The organism is Haliea sp. E1-2-M8, from assembly GCF_030649675.1.
Lineage (GTDB): Bacteria > Pseudomonadota > Gammaproteobacteria > Pseudomonadales > Halieaceae > Haliea.
This window is the reverse complement of the sequence record NZ_JAUTDR010000008.1, coordinates 56,808-75,222: the sequence shown is the minus strand read 5'-3', so window position 1 is coordinate 75,222 and position 18,415 is coordinate 56,808. Positions and strand designations below refer to the sequence as shown.

General features: G+C 63.7%; 11 protein-coding genes. 3 read left to right on the top strand and 8 right to left on the bottom strand.

The window, feature by feature from the left end:
• The first annotated feature begins 55 nt into the window (after positions 1-55).
• Entirely contained in the window at positions 56-742 is a 687-nt protein-coding gene (locus Q6D67_RS08455) for an NUDIX hydrolase (protein ID WP_304705163.1), read from the top strand.
• A gap of 82 nt (positions 743-824) precedes the next feature.
• On the opposite strand, the gene Q6D67_RS08450 is transcribed toward Q6D67_RS08455, so the two are convergent.
• The 6 genes from Q6D67_RS08450 to Q6D67_RS08425 form a co-directional block, all read right to left on the bottom strand.
• Positions 825-1,010 carry a hypothetical protein gene (locus tag Q6D67_RS08450; RefSeq protein WP_304705162.1) on the bottom strand — a complete coding sequence of 62 codons (186 nt, stop codon included), beginning with the start codon at positions 1,008-1,010 and terminating at the stop codon, positions 825-827.
• Positions 1,011-1,031: 21 nt separating this feature from the next.
• Positions 1,032-2,303, bottom strand: a complete 1,272-nt coding sequence (locus Q6D67_RS08445) for a ribonucleotide-diphosphate reductase subunit beta (protein ID WP_304705161.1) — start codon at positions 2,301-2,303, stop codon at positions 1,032-1,034.
• A 51-nt stretch (positions 2,304-2,354) separates the two neighbouring features.
• Positions 2,355-5,240, bottom strand: a complete 2,886-nt coding sequence (locus tag Q6D67_RS08440; protein ID WP_304705160.1) for a ribonucleoside-diphosphate reductase subunit alpha — start codon at positions 5,238-5,240, stop codon at positions 2,355-2,357.
• Between the two features lie 288 nt (positions 5,241-5,528).
• Positions 5,529-6,440, bottom strand: a complete 912-nt coding sequence (gene argF / locus Q6D67_RS08435; RefSeq protein ID WP_304705159.1) for an ornithine carbamoyltransferase — start codon at positions 6,438-6,440, stop codon at positions 5,529-5,531.
• A 32-nt stretch (positions 6,441-6,472) separates the two neighbouring features.
• A complete protein-coding gene (locus tag Q6D67_RS08430; RefSeq protein WP_304705158.1) occupies positions 6,473-7,639 on the bottom strand; it encodes an aspartate aminotransferase family protein in 1,167 nt (388 codons plus the stop codon).
• 191 nt (positions 7,640-7,830) lie between these two features.
• Positions 7,831-10,854, bottom strand: a complete 3,024-nt coding sequence (locus Q6D67_RS08425) for a S8 family serine peptidase (RefSeq protein ID WP_304705157.1) — start codon at positions 10,852-10,854, stop codon at positions 7,831-7,833.
• Positions 10,855-11,223: 369 nt separating this feature from the next.
• On the opposite strand from Q6D67_RS08425, the gene Q6D67_RS08420 reads away from it, so the two are divergent.
• Together Q6D67_RS08420 and Q6D67_RS08415 are read left to right on the top strand one after the other, a co-directional pair.
• Entirely contained in the window at positions 11,224-12,759 is a 1,536-nt protein-coding gene (locus Q6D67_RS08420; protein ID WP_304705156.1) for a C69 family dipeptidase, read from the top strand.
• On the top strand, positions 12,759-14,450 hold the full coding sequence (locus tag Q6D67_RS08415; protein ID WP_304705155.1) for a tetratricopeptide repeat-containing sulfotransferase family protein: 1,692 nt from the start codon (positions 12,759-12,761) through the stop codon (positions 14,448-14,450). Before Q6D67_RS08420 ends, Q6D67_RS08415 begins: the two co-directional genes overlap by 1 nt.
• Positions 14,451-14,473: 23 nt before the next feature.
• On the opposite strand, the gene Q6D67_RS08410 is transcribed toward Q6D67_RS08415, so the two are convergent.
• Together Q6D67_RS08410 and Q6D67_RS08405 are read right to left on the bottom strand one after the other, a co-directional pair.
• Positions 14,474-15,967: a C69 family dipeptidase gene (locus tag Q6D67_RS08410; RefSeq protein WP_304705154.1), complete on the bottom strand. Its 1,494-nt coding sequence runs from the start codon at positions 15,965-15,967 to the stop codon at positions 14,474-14,476.
• A 17-nt stretch (positions 15,968-15,984) separates the two neighbouring features.
• Entirely contained in the window at positions 15,985-18,297 is a 2,313-nt protein-coding gene (locus Q6D67_RS08405; protein ID WP_304705153.1) for a TonB-dependent siderophore receptor, read from the bottom strand.
• Positions 18,298-18,415: the final 118 nt, after the last annotated feature.

Genomic DNA, 18,415 nt, shown 5'->3' with positions numbered 1-18,415 from the left:
TCGGGGAGGAGCATAAAATGGTGACTGGAGTCTGTAGGCGGGAGCGGCAGGGAGCATGACCGTTGGCGTACCGGTGCGCGATGCCGCCACGGTTATCCTGGTTCGCGACAGAACTACCCGCCCGCAGGTGTTGATGGGACAGCGCGGGGCGAAGGCAGTATTCATGCCCAGCAAATTCGTCTTTCCCGGCGGCGCCGTGGACCCCGCTGATGCGCGGGTGCCCCTGGCGGGAGGGGTAGGGGATGTGTGCGCATCGCGGCTGGCGGAAGGGGCGGCGGCGGAACGGGTACACGCCCTGCAGGCGGCCGCCATACGCGAGGTCTGGGAGGAGTCCGGCCTGGTGCTGGGAACACCCGGGGAGTGGGCCGGCCCGGTGCCGGCGGACTGGGAGGATTTTCGTGCCACCGGCCACCTGCCCTGCGCGGCTGCCTTTCGCTATGTGTTCCGGGCGATCACCCCGGTGGGTCCACCGCGGCGCTTTGATGCACGCTTTTTCCTGGTGGATGTGTCTGCGGTCGCCGGCGATCCGGACGATTTTTCCCGCGCTTCGGATGAGCTGTCGCAGCTGCAATGGATTCCCCTCGAGGAGATTGGCAATCTCGACCTGCCCCTGATCACAGAGGTCGTGCTGGGCGAGGTAGTCCAGGTGCTGGCGTGCGCTGGTCCGCCGCCGGAGGTGCCCTGTTTCCGCGATGAAGACGAGCAGAGGTTCCTGTTGCGGCGCCGGGCGGAGCTGCGTTAAGGAAGTATGGTGAGATTGGAACAGGGTAGAAGGAGAACGGGCGCGGCAACCGCGCCCGGAGAGAAACTCGCAGTGCCGCAGCTCAGTGCAGCACCCGGTCGGCCTGCATTTCCGCCTGCAGTTCGTTTTGCCGGCTGGCAGCCTGCTCCTGCACATGGGTGCGCAGGCGGCCAATCACGCTGGTCATGACATCGATGGTCTGGCTGATCTGGTCCAGCGCCATCAGGACCGTTTCGCTGTCCTTTGGATTGTTGTCGCGGTTTTCCATATCAGATCCTCGGTTGGTGGGTCAGTCCCAATTCAGTGCGCCGCCCGTCTGGTATTCGATCACCCGGGTCTCGAAGAAGTTCTTCTCCTTGCGCAGGTCCATGATCTCGGACATCCACGGGAATGGATTCTGCGCCCCCGGGAACTGCTCCGGCAGGCCCAGCTGCGAAAGGCGACGGTTGGCGATGAAGTGCAGGTACTCCTCCATCATCGCCGCGTTCATCCCCAGCACGCCGCGGGGCATGGTGTCGCGAGCGTACTCGATTTCCAGTTGGGTGCCTTCCAGGATCATCAGGATGACTTCCTGCTGAAACTGCGCGGTCCACAGGTGGGGGTTTTCCAGCTTGATCTGGTTGATGACGTCGATGCCGAAGTTCAGGTGCATGGATTCATCGCGCAGGATGTACTGGAACTGCTCGGCGACGCCGGTCATCTTGTTGCGGCGGCCCATGGAAAGGATCTGGGTAAAGCCGCAGTAGAAGAAAATGCCTTCGGTCACGGCGTAGAAGCCGATCAGGTTGCGCAACAGGGTCTGGTCGTTCTCGACCGTGCCGGTGTTGAAGGTGGGGTCCGAGATTTCGTGGGTGTGGCTGATGCTCCAGGCCGCCTTCTTGGCCACCGAGGGCACTTCCCGGTACATATTGAATACCGCGCCCTCGTCCATGCCCAGGGACTCAATGCAGTACTGGTAGGCGTGGGTGTGGATGGCTTCCTCGAATGCCTGGCGCAGCAGGTATTGGCGGCATTCCGGGTTGGTGATCAGGCGATAGATCGCCAGCACCAGATTGTTGGCGACCAGGGAGTCGGCGGTGGAGAAGTAACCCAGGCTGCGCATGACGATGCGGCGCTCGTCCTCGGACAGCCCCTCGGGGCTCTTCCAGGTGGCGACGTCGGCCGTCATGTTGATTTCCTGCGGCATCCAGTGGTTGGCGCAGCCGTCGATGTACTTCTGCCAGGCCCAGTCATACTTGAAAGGCACCAGCTGGTTGAGGTCGGCGCGGCAGTTGATCATCGCCTTCTCATCTACCGAAACCCGGGCCGCACCCATCTCCAGTTCTTCCAGGGCGGCGGCAAGGTTCAGTTTTTCCAGGGCTTTTGCCGCCGCCGCGATGTTCTCCGCCGCTGCCGCGTCCGCCGCATCGGCAGCGACCGGCGCGGCTGAAGTTGTCGCCTCGGTGGGCAGCGGCGCCGCAGTCATTACCGGCTCTTCCCGCGGTGGCGGAGGTGGCGGTACCTGCCTGGCGGTCGCCGTGCTGATAGCCTCTTCGCTGTGGTAGTCGTCCCAACTCAACATACTGTGCTGTCCTTCTGTTTAACTGTGATCTCAACCAGGTGCCCGGCCCGCCTACTGGCAGGCCTCGCAATCAGGGTCATCCAGGGAGCAGGCCGCGGGCACCGGGGCTGGCCCCGCCGCCTGTCCGCCTCCGCCGGAGGCGACCTTGTTCAGGTTGCCGGTGCTGATGGTGGATTTCTCCGTTCCGGTAGCCGCCAGGGAGCGCAGGTAATAGGTGGTCTTCAGGCCGCTGTACCAGGCCATGCGGTAGGTGACATCGAGTTTCTTGCCGCTGGCGTTGTTGATGTACAGGTTCAGGGACTGGGCCTGGTCGATCCACTTCTGGCGCCGGCTGGCCGCATCCACCAGCCAGCGTGGCTCCACCTCGAAGGCGGTGGCGTAGATCGCTTTCAGGTCCTGCGGGATGCGATCGATGGCCTGGACGCTGCCGTCGTAGTATTTGAGGTCGTTGACCATGACGCCATCCCACAGGCCGCGCGCCTTGAGGTCGTCGACCAGGTAGGGGTTGACCACGGTGAACTCGCCGGACAGATTCGATTTGACGTACAGGTTCTGGTAGGTCGGTTCGATGGACTGCGACACGCCGGTGATGTTGGCGATGGTCGCCGTCGGCGCAATGGCCATCACGTTGGAGTTGCGCATGCCCTGGCTCTTCACCACTGCCCGCAGGGCATCCCAGTCCAGGGAGGTGCTGCGGTCCACCTGGATATAGTCGGCGCCGCGGTGCCGCACCAGGATGTCCAGGGAGTCGATCGGGAAAACGCCCTGGCTCCAGAGCGAGCCCTCGTAGCTGGAGTAGGCGCCGCGCTCCGCCGCCAGCTCGCTGGACGCCTCGATGGCGAAATAGCTGATCGCCTCCATGGAACGGTCGGCAAAGCCCACCGCGGCGTCGGAGCCGTAGGCCAGATGCTGCTTGTAGAGGGCGTCCTGGAAGCCCATCAGGCCCAGGCCCACCGGCCGGTGGCGCAGGTTCGAGCGCTCGGCCTGGGGCACCGAGTAGTAGTTGATGTCGATCACGTTGTCGAGCATCCGCACCGCGGTGCGCACGGTCTTGCGCAGCTTGTCCAGGTTGAGGCGGCTGTCATCGATGTGCTGGGGCAGGTTGATGGAGCCCAGGTTGCAGACCGCAACCTCATCCTTGCTGGTGTTCAGGGTGATTTCGGTGCACAGGTTGGAGGAGTGCACGACGCCCGCATGCTGCTGCGGTGAGCGCAGGTTGCAGGGGTCCTTGAACGCCATCCAGGGGTGCCCGGTCTCGAACAGCATGGCCAGCATCTTGCGCCACAGGTTCTGGGCGCGCACGGTCTTGTGCAGCTTCAGCTTGCCACTGCGGGCCTGCTCTTCATAAAACGAATAGCGCTCCTCAAAGGGCTTGCCGTAAAGATCATGCAGGTCCGGCACGTCGTTGGGGGAGAACAGGGTCCACTCGCCGTCGTCGAACACCCGCTTCATGAACAGGTCGGGAATCCAGTTGGCAGAGTTCATGTCGTGGGTGCGGCGGCGGTCGTCGCCGGTATTCTTGCGCAGCTCGACAAATTCCTCGATGTCCAGGTGCCAGGTCTCCAGGTAGGCGCAGACCGCACCCTTGCGCTTGCCGCCCTGGTTGACTGCCACCGCGGTATCGTTCACCACCTTGAGGAAGGGGACCACGCCCTGGCTCTTGCCGTTGGTACCCTTGATGTAGGAGCCCAGGGCCCGCACCGGAGTCCAGTCATTGCCGAGGCCGCCGGCGAACTTGGACAGCATGGCATTGTCCTGGATGGCGCCGAAAATCCCGTGCAGGTCGTCCGGGACCGTGGTCAGGTAGCAGGACGACAGCTGCGGGCGCAGGGTGCCGGCATTGAACAGGGTGGGGGTGGAGCTCATGTAGTCAAAGGACGACAGCAGCTCGTAGAACTCGATGGCGCGGGCATCGCGGTCGGCTTCTGCATTGGCCAGCCCCATGGCGACGCGCATGAAGAACACCTGCGGCAGTTCGATGCGGACGTCATTGCTGTGGATGAAATAGCGGTCGTACAGGGTCTGCAGTCCCAGGTAGGTGAATTGCAGGTCCCGTTCCGGCAGCAGGGCGCGGCCCAGCCGCTCCAGGTCGAATTGCCGCAGGGCCGGATCCAGCAGTTCCAGCTCAATGCCGCGCTCGACATAGGCGGGCAGGGCCCGGGCATACAGTTCCGCCATGTCGGCCTGGGTAGCCGATGCCGCCACGCCGAGAAAGTTGAGTGCCTCGGCGCGCAGGTTGTCGCACAGCAGGCGGGCGGCCACGTAGGTGTAGTTGGGTTCCTTCTCGATCATGGTGCGGGCGGTGATCACCAGCGAGGTGGAGAGCTCCGCGGCAGTGACGCCGTCGTAGAGGTTGCGCAGGGCCTCGTCGATGATCTGGCTGCTGCTGACGTCGGACAGGTTGCTGCAGGCCTCGGTGACGATGGTGTGCAGGCGCTCCAGATCCAGCGGTGCGCGGCTGCCGTCGATCTGCACCACGCTGATGTTGCCGGCGGCCTCCTGGGCGGCCGGGGACAGCGCCTTGCGGGCGGCGCGTTTGCGCGCCTGCTCCTCGCGATAGATAACGTAGTCGCGGGCGATCTTGTGCTCGCCGGCGCGCATCAGGGCCAGTTCGACCTGGTCCTGGATATCCTCTATATGCACCGTGCCCCCGGAGGGCATGCGCCGGCGGAAAGTATTGGCGACCTGGTCAGTCAGCTTGGCCACGGTCTCGTGGATGCGGGTCGATGCGGCGGCGGTGCCCCCTTCGACGGCGAGGAAGGCCTTGGTGATCGCCACCGAGATCTTGCTCTCCTCGAAGGACACCACGGTACCGTTGCGCTTGATGACCCGCAGCTGGCCGGGAGCAGTGGCGGCAATACTGCCAGTAACCGGTTGTGCGTCAGTTGTGGAACGGCCGGCCTGAGCGCCGCCGGCGGGGGTGATATCTGTTTGCATGGCAACTCCGAATAGGGTGGTGCTGAGGGCTTTATTGTTGTTGGAACCCCATATATTGGGGTGAACAGTGATAATGCACACAAGATAATGCGACCTGAGGGGCAATGCAAGACCGCAAGACTGGGTTTATGTTGTGGATAAGCTGTTGGTGGAATTGCAGGTCCGTGCCCACTTACCCCAGAGGCCGCAACAGAGTTGGGTCGGCCCCGGGAGGCGGGGCAAAGGGGGTGCGCCCGATGGGATCGATTAATTTCTTCTAAGAATCTGGTGCGCTAGAGACTGTGGTTATTAGCGGCCGATGAGCAGGAATTCCAGCAGTGCTTTCTGGGCGTGCAGCCGATTTTCCGCCTCGTCCCAGATCACCGTGTCGGCGGCGTCCATCAACCCGGCGCTGATCTCCTCGCCGCGATGGGCGGGGAGGCAGTGCATGTAGAGGGCATCACTGGCCGCGTGCTCCAGCAGCGCCTCGTTTACCTGATAGGGCGCAAACTGGCGGGCACGGGTCTTCTGTTCGGCCTCCTGGCCCATGGATGCCCAGACATCGGTGACCAGCAGATCCGCCCCGCGCGCCGCCGCCACCGGGTCGTGGGTCAGTTCAACCCGGTCGCGATTGGCGGCCAGCAGCTCCGGCCTCGGCTCGAAGCCCGGGGGGCAGGCAATGCGCAGCTGGAAGTCGAACTGGCGGGCGGCGTTGATGTAGGACTGGCACATATTATTGCCGTCCCCGACCCAGCAGGCGGTTTTGCCCGCGATCGGGCCCCGGTGCTCGCTCCAGGTCTGCATGTCCGCCAGCAGCTGGCAGGGGTGGAAGTCGTCGGTGAGGGCATTGATTACCGGCACCGAGGAATGTTCGGCGAAGCGATCGACAATGTCGTGGCCATAGGTCCGGATCATCACGATGTCGACCATGGAGGAGATGACCCGGGCACTGTCCTCAACCGGCTCGCCGCGGCCGAGCTGGGTGTCCTGGGGGGAGAGGAACATGGCGTGCCCGCCCAGCTGGGCCATGCCGGCTTCAAAGGAGACCCGGGTGCGGGTGGAGGACTTGGCGAAAATCATCCCCAGCACCTTGCCGTGAAAGCGGCGCTGGTCTGCGCCCGCGCGGTGGTCGCGCTTCATTTCCGAGGCCCGGGCGATCAGCCCCTGCAGCTCGGCGGGAGTGAAATCGAGAAGGGTGAGAAAGTGCCGGGGTGAAGCCATGGAAAGTTCCTGCGGGAGAGTGCTCCGGGACCTCAGTCGAAGTCCCGGATCAGCGTAACAAGGCCTGCGGCCAATTCATCGAGTTCTGCGTCGCTGCAGATCAGCGGTGGCAGCAGGCGGATGGTGTTGCCGGTGGTGACGTTGATCAGCAACCCCGCCGCCAGTGCTTGCGCCACCAGCTCGCCACAGTCGCGGTGCAGTTCGACGCCGAGCATCAGGCCGCGGCCGCGGATTTCCACCAGCCCCGGGTAACCAGCGAGGCCGTCCTGCAATTGCTGGCGCAGGCGGGCTCCGGCAGCGGTGGCGCGGGCAGCGAGTTGCTCGCCGACCACCGTGTTGACCACCGCCAGGCCCGCGGCGCAGGCCAGCGGGTTGCCGCCATAGGTGGAGCCGTGGTTGCCGGCGGTGAATACCGTTGCCGCGGGGCCGCGCGCCAGGCAGGCGCCGATGGGGACGCCGTTGCCCAGGCCCTTGGCGGTGGTGATCACGTCCGCCACCACTCCCATGCCCTGGCAGGCGAAATAGTGGCCGGCCCGGCCATTGCCGCACTGTACTTCATCCAGCATCAGCAGCCACTGCTGCCGATCGCAAAGGGCGCGCAGGCCCTGCATGAACTCCGGGTCCGCCACCCGGATCCCGCCCTCGCCCTGGATCGGCTCGACCAGCACCGCGACCACATCCGGGTTATTGGCGGCAATGTGGCGCACGGCCTCGAGGTCGTTCAGCGGTGCCCGGGTGAAGCCGCTGACCAGGGGTTCGAACCCGGCCTGGATCTTGCGGTTGCCGGTGGCGCTCAGGGTGGCGAGGGTGCGGCCGTGAAAGGCGTTCTCGAACACGATGACGGTGGGCTTGTCGATTCCGCGCTGGTGCCCATAGAGGCGCGCCAGCTTGATCGCAGCCTCATTGGCCTCGGCCCCGGAGTTGCAGAAAAACGCCGTTTCCATGTCGGAAACCGTGGTGAGCGCATCTGCCAGCGCTTCCTGGGCGGCGATGTGGTAGAGATTGGAGGTGTGCAGCAGGCGGCCGGCCTGGTCCCGGATCGCAGCGGTTACCGCCGGGTGGGCATGACCCAGGTTGGTGACGCTGATGCCGCAGAGCGCGTCGAGGTAGCGGCGCCCGTCCGTATCGAACAGGTAGGCACCCTCACCGTGACTGAACGTCACGGGCAGCCTGGCATAGGTTTGCATCAATGCGGACACCGGCACTATCTCCCTGGTGCAGGGGCCCGAGTGCCGGGCCCTGAAACGCAAAAAGGCAGCGCTAGCTGCCTGTCAGAAGGGGGATAGTAGCGGGAATGCCCGCATTTGGCAATTGAGGAGTGCTGCCGAGAGGCAGCGCCCCGGACATGAGTCCGGAGCGCTACAGCAGTGCAGGCAGGCCTGCGGGGAGATCAGTCGAGGATGATGGCCTCAGCACCGGCTGAGCCGCCGCGGATCAGCAACAGCGTGGGGCGGTTCGCACCCCGGGTGGCGCTTACGGTAGCACCAGCTGGAATCGCCTGGTAGCCCGAGTTGTTGCCCTGGAAGGTGAGTGGTGAGTTGTCATTGCCCGGCTTGCCCACCGAGAATGACGCAAAAGAGTCGGTGACCTCGCCCTGGAAGTAGAGGTCATAGGCCTCGCCGACGGCGACGCGGATGGCATCGTGGGTCGCGCCCGCCTTCAACCCGATCTGCTCGGCACAGACGTTGAGGACCGTGTTGCGGCTATTGGTCTCGTGGTCGGTGAAGAAGAATGCAGAATAGGGGCTGCCAGGTCCCGCGGCGAAGGTCAGGTTGCGGCCATCGCTGAGGTTGCCGGCGGCTTCAAAGTTATAGATGTTGGCGTCCGGAATGCCATCCCCATCGTAGTCCAGGTACAGATCCCAGAGATTGGGTACGTTGGCATGGGTCTGGGGTTCCCAGGAGGTGATGGCGAAGCTGATCACGTAGGACGCCGTCGCACCGCAGACATTGGCCGGGACCTGCTCGGTGCGATAGCCGATAGCCCGGAAGTCGGTGATCGGGCTATTCTGTCCACGCCCACCAGTCAAGGGGTCGTCGGCTAACTGGGGCGAGGTCGCGATCAGGTGGTAGGCCTCGACGCGGGCGGTACCGGCACCGGTGTTGGTCAGCTCGATCTTGTTGCCACGGCCAGCAGCGACCGACACGTCGGATGCCTTGCGCGGAAGAATATGCCAGGGCAGGTGGATAGCGTCGCCCTCGTCGGTGCCCTGCAACTGGATATAGCCGTCGTATTCGAGGTCCGTGATCCACGCGGGGTCCGCACCCAGCGCACCCGAGTTGCCGTACCAGGTCTTCAGCTTTGCCGGCGCAACCGTCGCGGTAACGGTAAAGGAGGCATCGTTCTCTGCACCCACGGTGACAGAACTCGGATCCGTCGTGATAACGACGGCGCCGGTGTCGTCCTCGTCATAGCGGAATTGCGGCGTGATGGTATAGGTGCGGTCCTGGTCACTGTAGTTCCTGACAGTCACGGTTTTGGAGAAGGTCGTGTCTGCGGCGGCGTCGACGAAGCCAAAGGACAGTACCGGAGACTCAGTGTCCACATCCCAGGCGGCCACGGGCGTAGCTGCGGCCTTGTCGGCCCTGACCTCACCGCCACCTATCCGGGCGATGGGGGCCAGCCCCGAGAACGCATTGGTGCGGATATCGGTTTCGCCGGTATTCACCAGCAGCGCGCGAGTCTCTGCCGGGGACAGCTCGAGATTGTCACTGAGCAGCAGGGCCGCGGCGCCGCTGACCATGGGGGCCGCGCCGGAAGTGCCACCGAAGGGGCCGGTGTCGGTACCCGATCCGGCAATGGCGGATACGGAGCCACCGGGCGCGCCTATTTCCGGTTTTGCCAGCGCGTTGAACTGGACGCTGGGGCCGCGGGAGGAAGAGCCGACCATCTGGCCGACCAGAGGGATACTATTGGCAGGATCTATGCTGACTTCGGTGCCATTGATGCCCTTGAGCGTATTCGAATCCGCCTGGCTGATCATGAAGCTGGGCACCGTGACCGTATCACCGCTGGAGCCACCCTCGAAGGGTTCGCCGGGAGCGACCAGGCCGATAATGGCTGCTTTACCACCCGCTGCGCTTACATTGGCCGCCTTCAGAGTGAAGGCGCAAGCACCGCGATCCACCAGCACGACATACTCGCTGAGGTCTTCGGCGAAAGGTGCGCAGCCGTTGAGGTTGCTGCCATCTGTGGCGCCGTACTGCATCAGCCCGGTAACGGGGTCTTTCAGTTCTGGCGACCATGGCTGGAAGACCGCTGGGATTGCTATGCCGCCGGGCGCGGTGATCTGCTGCAGACTGGCGGAGGGCACCTGGGTCTGGGCCACGCTTAGGGCACTGGGGGCTGCTGAAGGCGAGCCGAGAATGTAGGGCTTATTCGAGGAGTTGCCGGCTGAGGCGACCGTGAGCACTCCCATTGCCGTGGCGCCGTCAACCGCCGTCGACAGGTCATCATCAAAGGCCTGGCCGTAAGGGCTGCCCAGGGACATGTTGATAATGTCTACTTCCGCCTCTACCGCCCAGTCCAGACCCTCTATCAGGGCGATACCGGAGCAGGAGGAGGAAACTGATGAGCAGACCTTGACCGCATAGAGGTCGACGTCAGGCGCCACCCCACCGCTGCCGCCAATGATGTCGGCAACATGGGTGCCGTGGCCCGATGCGGGGCCGTCATCCAGGGGGTCCGCATCGTCCGCCAGGGGCCCGCCCGGCCACTGGCTGCCGACGAAATCGTACCCACCCACGACTCTGGCGGTGGGAAAGGTGCCGGTTTCGACGACGTCGGGATCATTGGCCTCGTATTCCGCGGGATCGCCAGACCCGCCCAGTGCCACGTGGGTGTAGTCAATACCGCTATCCAGCACCGCAACCTTCACGCCGCTGCCAGTGGTGCCGCCCGTTTGCACTGCGGCTGCACCGATATAATCCACGGTTTCATCCAGGTGGACCTCATAATTGCCCACCGGGCGAATGGCGACCACCGCGGGGTTGTTCGCCAGCTGGGCCAGGGCTGCCGGATCTACCCGCGCAAACATCGCATTGAGTACGGTGTCGACGGCTCCCAGTTCCTGGGCACCGGCTGCGGCGAGGGTACTGCGGAAGTCATTTTGTTGCTGTGTGACACGTTGCTTATGCTCGGCGCGCGCGAAGCGGGGCACCCCGGACTCCGCCACCGAGGGTTCACTGAGGCGGATAATGACCTCCACCGGGCCATCTGCGTGCATCAGGCTGGGGTGGATTTTGCGATTTTCGGCTTGCACCACCGGCTCGGCCAGGCGCAGTCCGGCGAGGTGGGCAGGCATGCCTGACGCGTTGCTCTGCTTGGGGGGCTTGTCACTGGACGCGCTGCTCGCCATCTGTGCCAGGGCCAAGGGCAACATCATGGCCATCAGGGTCAGTTTTTTTGTATTCATGCTGTTCTCTCCAAGGATGATCGGTTTTTTGCAAACCGGAAGTTTTATAGAGCGACTGCACGGCGCCCGTCCCTGGAGGAGCAGGCCTAACCGCGGGCCCACGCCGTCGATGATTTTACAGCTGGTGTTGATTACGATGTAGAAGTTGTAATGAATAAAGCTGCGGCAGGCGATATTGTCAAGGAACCGGTCGGCGCGGTGACAGGAGCAAATGGAATTCTGCGGTTTCTGTAGCACGTGAGTTGTCCGCTTTTCGCTGACCCGGTGGGTGAGACCGCGAGGTCCGGACCCGGAGACCGCGCTGACCCGCACCCGGCGGATAGGGTAGAATCGGTGTGCTGAAACCCCTGATCAACCGGAGCCAGCACCTTGATTCGACTTATTCCCCACCTGCTCATCCTGCTTGCGGCTATCAACATTGCGGATGCGAGCGCCAGTTATGGTTATTACGTTGGCAAGAACCTGACGGCCGACGGTAGCGTGCTGCTGGGCGGCACGGGCGAGGAGCCGTCCAGTCACTGGCTGGAGATCGTCCCCCGGCAAAGCCACGCCCGCGGCGCGACGATCACCGTCGGCGCGACAGAGTTTGCCTCGCTGCCGGCACGTCTGATCGAGATTCCGCAGGTTCGCGAGACCTTCCGCTACATAACCATGAACTACACCAGCTACGCCGGTTTCCCCGCGCCCCTCACCAACGGTGGCCTCAACGAACACCAGGTCGCCATTCGCGATATCTGGTCGCCGTCCCGGCCGGAACTGGTGGCAATGACGCCGCCTGGCCAGACCGGGCCCAACTATAGCGACCTGGCCCGCATTGCCCTGGAGCGAGCAACAAACGCTCGCGAAGCGGTGGCGATTATCGGCGCACTGATCGACCAGCACGGCTACACCACCTACGGGGGCAACTCGCACCTGATCGCCGACCAGAACGAAGGCTGGGTGGTTCTGGAATTCGCCGGCGGAGAGGGGCTCTGGGTCGCGGAGCGGCTGGGGCCGGACGACGTCCGGGTCAGTTATCCTGGCTATATCGGTGACGTCCCGGGGGACTATCGCGACCACGACGACTGGATGGGGTCGCCCAACCTGATCTCTTTCGCCGTCGAGCAGGGCTGGTATGCGCCGGATTCCGATCAGCCCTTCAATGTCGACGAGGTCTATGGCCTTGGCGGAATCATGCGCCACCCGGGTACCAAGTATGTCTCGCCGCAGATGCTGGAGGAGGAGCTGCGCGCGCTGGCGCCGGTGACCGTGAAAGAGATGATGGGCCTGGTTCGGGATCCGCGAATCGCCGACGATCACGCCGGCTACGGCCAGGTGGCCCACCTGCGCAGTGATCTGCCGCACCCGGACCTCGCGCTGCTCTGGATCGCCCCTACCGGCTCGGTGACGGCACCATTTCTGCCCTGGTGGATCGGCACCCGGGATGTGCCAGCCGAGTACGGCCAGCACCGCTATCTCACCGAGGGCTCGGGGCCAGACTTCATCAACCCCGACTTCCAGCTGCGTGAGGCCACGGAATTCGCCGGCCGGGTGTTCAAGCGCCTGATGTACTTCACCTGTGCCTTCCCTGAAGAACAGCTCGACCGTGTTCAGACCACCCTGACGGCCTTCGAGGACACTATCCGCGCCGGCCTGCCACCTGTCGAGCGCGCAACCGCCCTCGCTTATGCCGCCGGCGAGCCCGACACCGCCCGGGCAATGCTCACTCGGGAAAGCCACGCACGCGCCGCCGAGGCTCTGGCGATCGGCCGTGACCTGGTGGCCGGCATCGGCACCGAAGTGCGGCTGCGCCATGGCATTCCGTCGGCACCAGCGGCAGGCAACATCAACGATGGCGGTCAGGCGGTCAGCTGCCTGGTCGGCGCCGATCCCGATCGGGTGCCAGCAGACCGGGGCAGGGACTGATGAACAAGCCTGTGACTCTGGACGCCCGCGTCCGCAAGGGCGTCGAACTCCAGCGCCGGGGCGACGTCGCGGCGGCGGCCCGGATCTACGGGGGTATTCTCGCCGCGGAGCCGGAGCACTGGCAGGCGCTGCACTACATGGGCCTGGCCGAGCTGCAACAGGGCCGGCTGAAGGAGGCCGACAGCCTGCTGTCCCGGTCGGTTGCGATCGAGCCGCGCAACGCCAACGCCTGGAGCGACCTGGGCAGTGTCCGGGTCAAGGCAGATGCGCCCCAGGAGGCTCTCGAGCCCTTCTCCAGAGCGCTGAAGCTGGCCCCGGAGCACCCCGACGCCCTCAACAACCTGGCCCAGGCCCTGCGACAATTGAGCCGCTTTGACCAGGCCCGGCCGCTGCTGGAAAAGCTGGTGACGCTGCGGCCGGGACAGCCGGGGCCGCTACGAGTGCTCGCCGATGTGCAGATCAAGAGCGGTGACGTGGCAGCGGCGATCGATACGTTCCAGGAGGCGCTGAAGCTAGATCCGGACGACCCGCGCATTCGCCTCGGCCTGGGGGACGCTTGCGAGTCTGCTGGCCGCTTCCGACAGGCGCGGATGCAGTACCTCGCCATCCTGCGCCGGGAGCCGGAGAGCCCGTTGGCGCTGTCCCGGCTGCTGCAGATGCGCGAGGGTGAGGTCGCCCCGGAGTGGGTGGCAACGGCACAGCGACTGGCCGGGAATCCGGCAACGCCGGAGGACGGCCGCATCCGGCTGAACATTGCCCTGGGTTATCATGCGGACCGTGCCGGCGAGTACCACAAGGCCTTCCAGCATTTGCAGCGGGGCTACGACGTCCAGGCCGCACGCGACCCCTTCGATAGCGACGGTTACAGTCGCGCCATTGATCGACTGATTAGCACGCTGGACCGGTCATTCTACGCCGGGGCTGTCGATTCCGGCCTCACATCGGAGCGTCCGATCTTCGTGGTCGGCATGCCCCGCTCCGGGACCACGCTGACCGAACAGATCCTGGCGAGCCATTCCCGGGTCGCTGCCGGGGGCGAGATGTCGATGCTGCTGAAAGTGAGCTATCAGATCGGTGAGCTGTCGCGCTCCGGCGAGCCGTACCCGGAGGGCTTGCTGACCACCGGGCGCGTGGCCCTGCGGCGCATGGGCCGGCGCTATCTGGAGCAGTTGGACAAGGTCTCCACCAGCGCCGACCGCATTACCGACAAGCTGCCGTTCAACTTCATGCACCTGGGCGTGATCGCACTGCTGTTTCCCGGCGCCAAGGTGGTGCACTGCCAGCGCCATCCACTGGACAACTGCCTGTCCTGCTACTTCACCAGCTTCGCCGACCAGATCCATTTCGCCAATCGACTCGACACTCTGGGGCGGTACTATCTGGATTATCACCGGCTGATGCAGCACTGGCAGGAGGTGCTGCCGATCGAGATCCTGAATCTACCCTATGAAGCCATGGTGGAAGACACGGAGGGTCAGGTACAGAGGCTGTTGCAGCACTGCGGTCTGGAATGGGAAGCCGCCTGCCTGGATTTCCATCGCACCGAGCGCGGGGTGCGCACGCCCAGTCGCTGGCAGGTCCGACAGCCGATCTATCGCGGTTCGGTCCAGCGCTGGCGCAATTACGAGGAAGAGCTGGCGCCGCTGCGAAAGATCCTGGCGCCGATACTGCCGCCCGGGGACGCTGCCTGAGCGGCCCCGGGCGGGTTGACCCATCAGTCGATGCGGCAGTTCACATAGGGGCCGTGGCGGGTGCCAATTTCGCGCGTGTCCACGGGGGCCTGCAGACCCTCCAGCAGCCGGTGCCGGGCCTCGATGCTGCCCAGCAGAGCGCCACCCAGTTCCAGCGCCGCCCGGGCCCGGGCTGATGAATAGTCGTCGATCACGCCTCGCGCCAGCTCGGGCTCACCCGCCTTGAACAGCGCCAGCGAGCGCGCCTCAATGGCATTCGCCTGTTCCATGCTCTGGTTCTCGAACGCCGTCAGCGCCTCGGTCACCTCGGGCAGGAATCGCGCCGGGGCATCGCAGGTGTAGTACATCAAACGCTTGAACAGTCGCCCTGCGAAGCGGGATGCCTCCTGAATCGCGAAGTCCGGACGGACGAAGGTCGAGGCCTGGCCCTTGGTCAGGTAGCGGTGCTTGCCGAACTCCGGCAGCACCTCGGACCCGGCAATCCAGTAGGGAACAAAGGGTGCCGTCACCGAGCCGGTAGGCGCCACCCAGAGCATCTTCAGCTCCGGATGCGGATCCCGCTGACGGATGTGGGCTACCTGTCCGTAGCCTGCAGCGTCGGACGAAATCAGCGGATCGCGCACCGCGTCCATCATCTGCCGCAGTGTGACACCGCCATCCTTCGCCTGCTCGCGCAGTCGTGCCTCGATGATGCGTACACCTTCGGAGCGACCTTCACCATTGCCGTAAACCGCATTGGCGTCAAAGGGCTCACCGGATTCGGGATCCCACCAGCCCTGCTCCACGGCGAAGGAGGTGAAGTTTTCCGAGCCCATCCAGTCGTCGCGTTCGCGGTAGTCCAGTGGTACCTCGTGAATGTAGCCGGGGTAGGACATGCGTACTTCATCAGGGCCCAGACGCTGCGCGATCCACAGGCCCTGACCACCGGCGAAGTTGAGTACCACCCAGCCCTCCTTCGCGTCCGCAAACAGATGCGAATTGCCACCGTAGGTGGAATAGCCGTACTCATCCATGAGCGCACCGATGATTGCCACCGCTTCGCGGGCGCTGCTGGCACGCTCTACGGCGATGCGGGAGAGATCCGAATAGTTGGGGCCGCGCTGAGGCTCGGGGGTCATTGCGGCGAGCTCAGGTCGTGAGGGAGCCCATATATCACGCGCGGCGACACCGTGCTCGTTGAGTCCGCCGTTGGTCAGCGGCGGAGGAAAACCCTCGTAGTCGGTGTAGTTCATCGTGATGTATTTCGCGGTCCGGGGGGCCTGCGGAATCTCGATGAACTCGCCCGGGTAGTTGGCGCGCTCGTCGACGCCAACGGAGATCGTGGCATCCTCGGGGTGAGTTCCGGCGGGAACGATCTCCAGCCAGTGACTGGAGACCTCCTCGCCGGTGCCGCCCAGCAGCACACTGCCATCGGCCGTGAGCTCGCGCCCCACGTAGATCCCGTAGCTGGCGCCCGCCGGAACGGCGAACGACAGCGCGAGGAGCAGGCAGAAACTGCCCCGTGCGGCTCGCGTCATGCTGCGCACAGGGCCCATCATTCGAGGATGTAGCGCATGCCCACGGTCATGCGCTGCTGATCGATGAACATGATGCCGTAGCCCGGGTTGCCCTGCTTGGCCACCATGATGTCCTCGTCAAACACGTTGTTGAAATTCGCGTAGAACTCGAAATTCTCCAACTGGCCCGAACGCGGTGCATAGGATGCATGCAGATCAAGGCGCTCGTGAGCGCCGTCTTCCAGTGCACCGAAGCGGCCGACGTTGGTCGGACCGTCGATGAAGCTGTAGTCACCGCTGATCTTGAGCGTGGCGCCAACGCGCAGTCCCGCCATGGAGCCCTCGAGGAACTCGTAGGTAGTGATGATGGCGCCGGAATGCTCCGGGGTGGTCCGTGGCGGTGCCGAGCCACTGTTGGGGTCGACGATGTCGATGTCGGACCAGGCGTAGTTTGCGGAGACGTTCCAGCCCGGCAGGATCTCGCCGATGATTTCGGCCTCAACCCCGGTAGCCTCCTGGAGACCTTCCAGGACGGTACTGCCGAAACCGCCAAAGGACCCGAGGAACGCGCTGGAGACTTCTATGTTGGTGATCTCATAGTCGTACAGAGCCAGCGAGGTCGCCACCGCGCCGTCGAACATCTCGGTTTTTAAGCCGATTTCGTGTTGCTCCATCTTCTGCGGCGCACTCACCGAATTGCCGTCGGCATCATTGAAGATCTGCGGCTCAAAGCCCTCGCTGTAGCTGTAGTAGACCCGCGCATCGTCAACAAAGCCCAGATCGTCGACGATGTCGTAGGTGGCGCCAAAGCGGTACACCTCTTCTTCGAAGCCGACTTTGGTCACTTCCGGCGGATTGTTCACAACACCGGAGTTAATCGGAATGGTTGTGGTGCTGTTGTTCTTCTGATAGAGCACACCGAACATCAGCTGCAGTCGTTCGGTCGGGTTGAGCAGCACCTGCGCACTCAGCAACAGGTCTTCCGTTTCGTCGAGCAACTCCTGCCGCACACCGAGTATTGCCTCGCGATTACCCGAGATCGGATTGAATTCGGAGCCGTCGGCAAAGCGCGGCTGACCGTCGTAGCCGGCGCCGTACATGTCAATGGTGCCAAAGCCCTGGAAGGCCGAGTTCAGCAGCTGGAAACGGTCCGGATCCTGATTGTCGCTATATTCTGCCGCGAGAAAGAACTCATGGTTCTTGTCGAACAGGTCGAAATCGCCACCCAGTGACTGGCGCAGCGTGAGTTCCTCGCCGTCGCGCTCAACATCGTAGGTGTAGATGTAGATTTCATCATCGCCCAGCGAGTACGCACCAAACGGGCCGAATGGATAGAAGTAGGAGAGGTCCTCATCGTATTTGTTCCAGGCCAGCTGGGTGGTGGAGTTCCAGCCGCTGGCGAGCTGGTGTTCGAGCTCAACAATGCCGAATTCCATGTCCAGCGTTTCCTTGGACTGGTCCGGATGGGAGAAGTACCACTGTTCGGGATCCGCATTGGGCATGGCCAGCGTGCCGTCGGGGTTTTCGACGAGAGCTCCACCATCCCATGGATCCATGTTGCGTTCCTGGTGCAAATAGCTCACCCGCAGGGTTGTCATCGGTGCGATATCCCAGGCCACTGCACCCATCACCATGAACTGGTAGTTGGGGAAATCTTCGCCGTCGATGTCGAGCGGCAGGTCATATTCGCCGTATTTGGCAACCAGGCGCCCCGAGACGGTGCCTGCGTCATTGAGGGGGCCACCGAGATCAATGGAGTAATTCTGCGTGTCATAACTGCCGAATTCTGCACCGACCTCCGCTCTTGGGGTGCGCAGCGGTTTTTTCAGGATCGAGTTGATCTCACCGCCGAACGAGCCGGTGACGCCATAGAGGACGGTCGCCGGGCCGCGAACGATCTCCAGACGCTCGGCAGCGTAGGAGTCAATTGAGGTCAGGTCGTTGCCGAGGAGGATGTTGTTCACGCGATGAGTGCTGTTGAAAATTCCTCGCATCACGATCTGCTCGAAACCGAAGCCGAAACCGGAGCGCTGCACGCCGGGGACCATATCGGTGGCCTCGTAGGCGGATTTGGCATTGATGGTGTTCATCATTTCCGGAGTAATGACCGTGACCGACTGCGGCGTGTCAATCAGCGCCATGTTCAGGCCGGTTGCGGAGTTCTGCTCTTCCGGGCGAAACTTGCGAGCAACGCCGCGGACAACGATCTCTTCAAGGGCACCGCTCTGGTTGGCCTGTTGAACCGGCTCCTGGGCAGACACCCCGGTGCTGACAGTGCTGGCGGAAATGAGCGCGGTGGAGGTGAGTAGCGACTGAAAATAGCGGTTACGTAAACTCGATTTGCTGGACATGGCCTGAGAACCCTTTGTTGCGAAATAAATAGACACAAAATACTAGACAGACGCCGGTTGTTGTCTCGGCGCCTGGAAGGCGGCGTGTAAGCTGAAATTCTTGCCGGGTTTCGCACCG

Coding starts and splice junctions, on each gene's coding strand:
- Q6D67_RS08450 (WP_304705162.1), bottom strand. CDS start 1,010: ATGGAAAACCGCGACAACAATCCAAAGGACAGCGAAACGGTCCTGATG.
- Q6D67_RS08415 (WP_304705155.1), top strand. CDS start 12,759: ATGAACAAGCCTGTGACTCTGGACGCCCGCGTCCGCAAGGGCGTCGAA.
- Q6D67_RS08410 (WP_304705154.1), bottom strand. CDS start 15,967: ATGACGCGAGCCGCACGGGGCAGTTTCTGCCTGCTCCTCGCGCTGTCG.
- Q6D67_RS08455 (WP_304705163.1), top strand. CDS start 56: ATGACCGTTGGCGTACCGGTGCGCGATGCCGCCACGGTTATCCTGGTT.
- Q6D67_RS08445 (WP_304705161.1), bottom strand. CDS start 2,303: ATGTTGAGTTGGGACGACTACCACAGCGAAGAGGCTATCAGCACGGCG.
- Q6D67_RS08440 (WP_304705160.1), bottom strand. CDS start 5,240: ATGCAAACAGATATCACCCCCGCCGGCGGCGCTCAGGCCGGCCGTTCC.
- argF (WP_304705159.1), bottom strand. CDS start 6,440: ATGGCTTCACCCCGGCACTTTCTCACCCTTCTCGATTTCACTCCCGCC.
- Q6D67_RS08405 (WP_304705153.1), bottom strand. CDS start 18,297: ATGTCCAGCAAATCGAGTTTACGTAACCGCTATTTTCAGTCGCTACTC.
- Q6D67_RS08425 (WP_304705157.1), bottom strand. CDS start 10,854: ATGAATACAAAAAAACTGACCCTGATGGCCATGATGTTGCCCTTGGCC.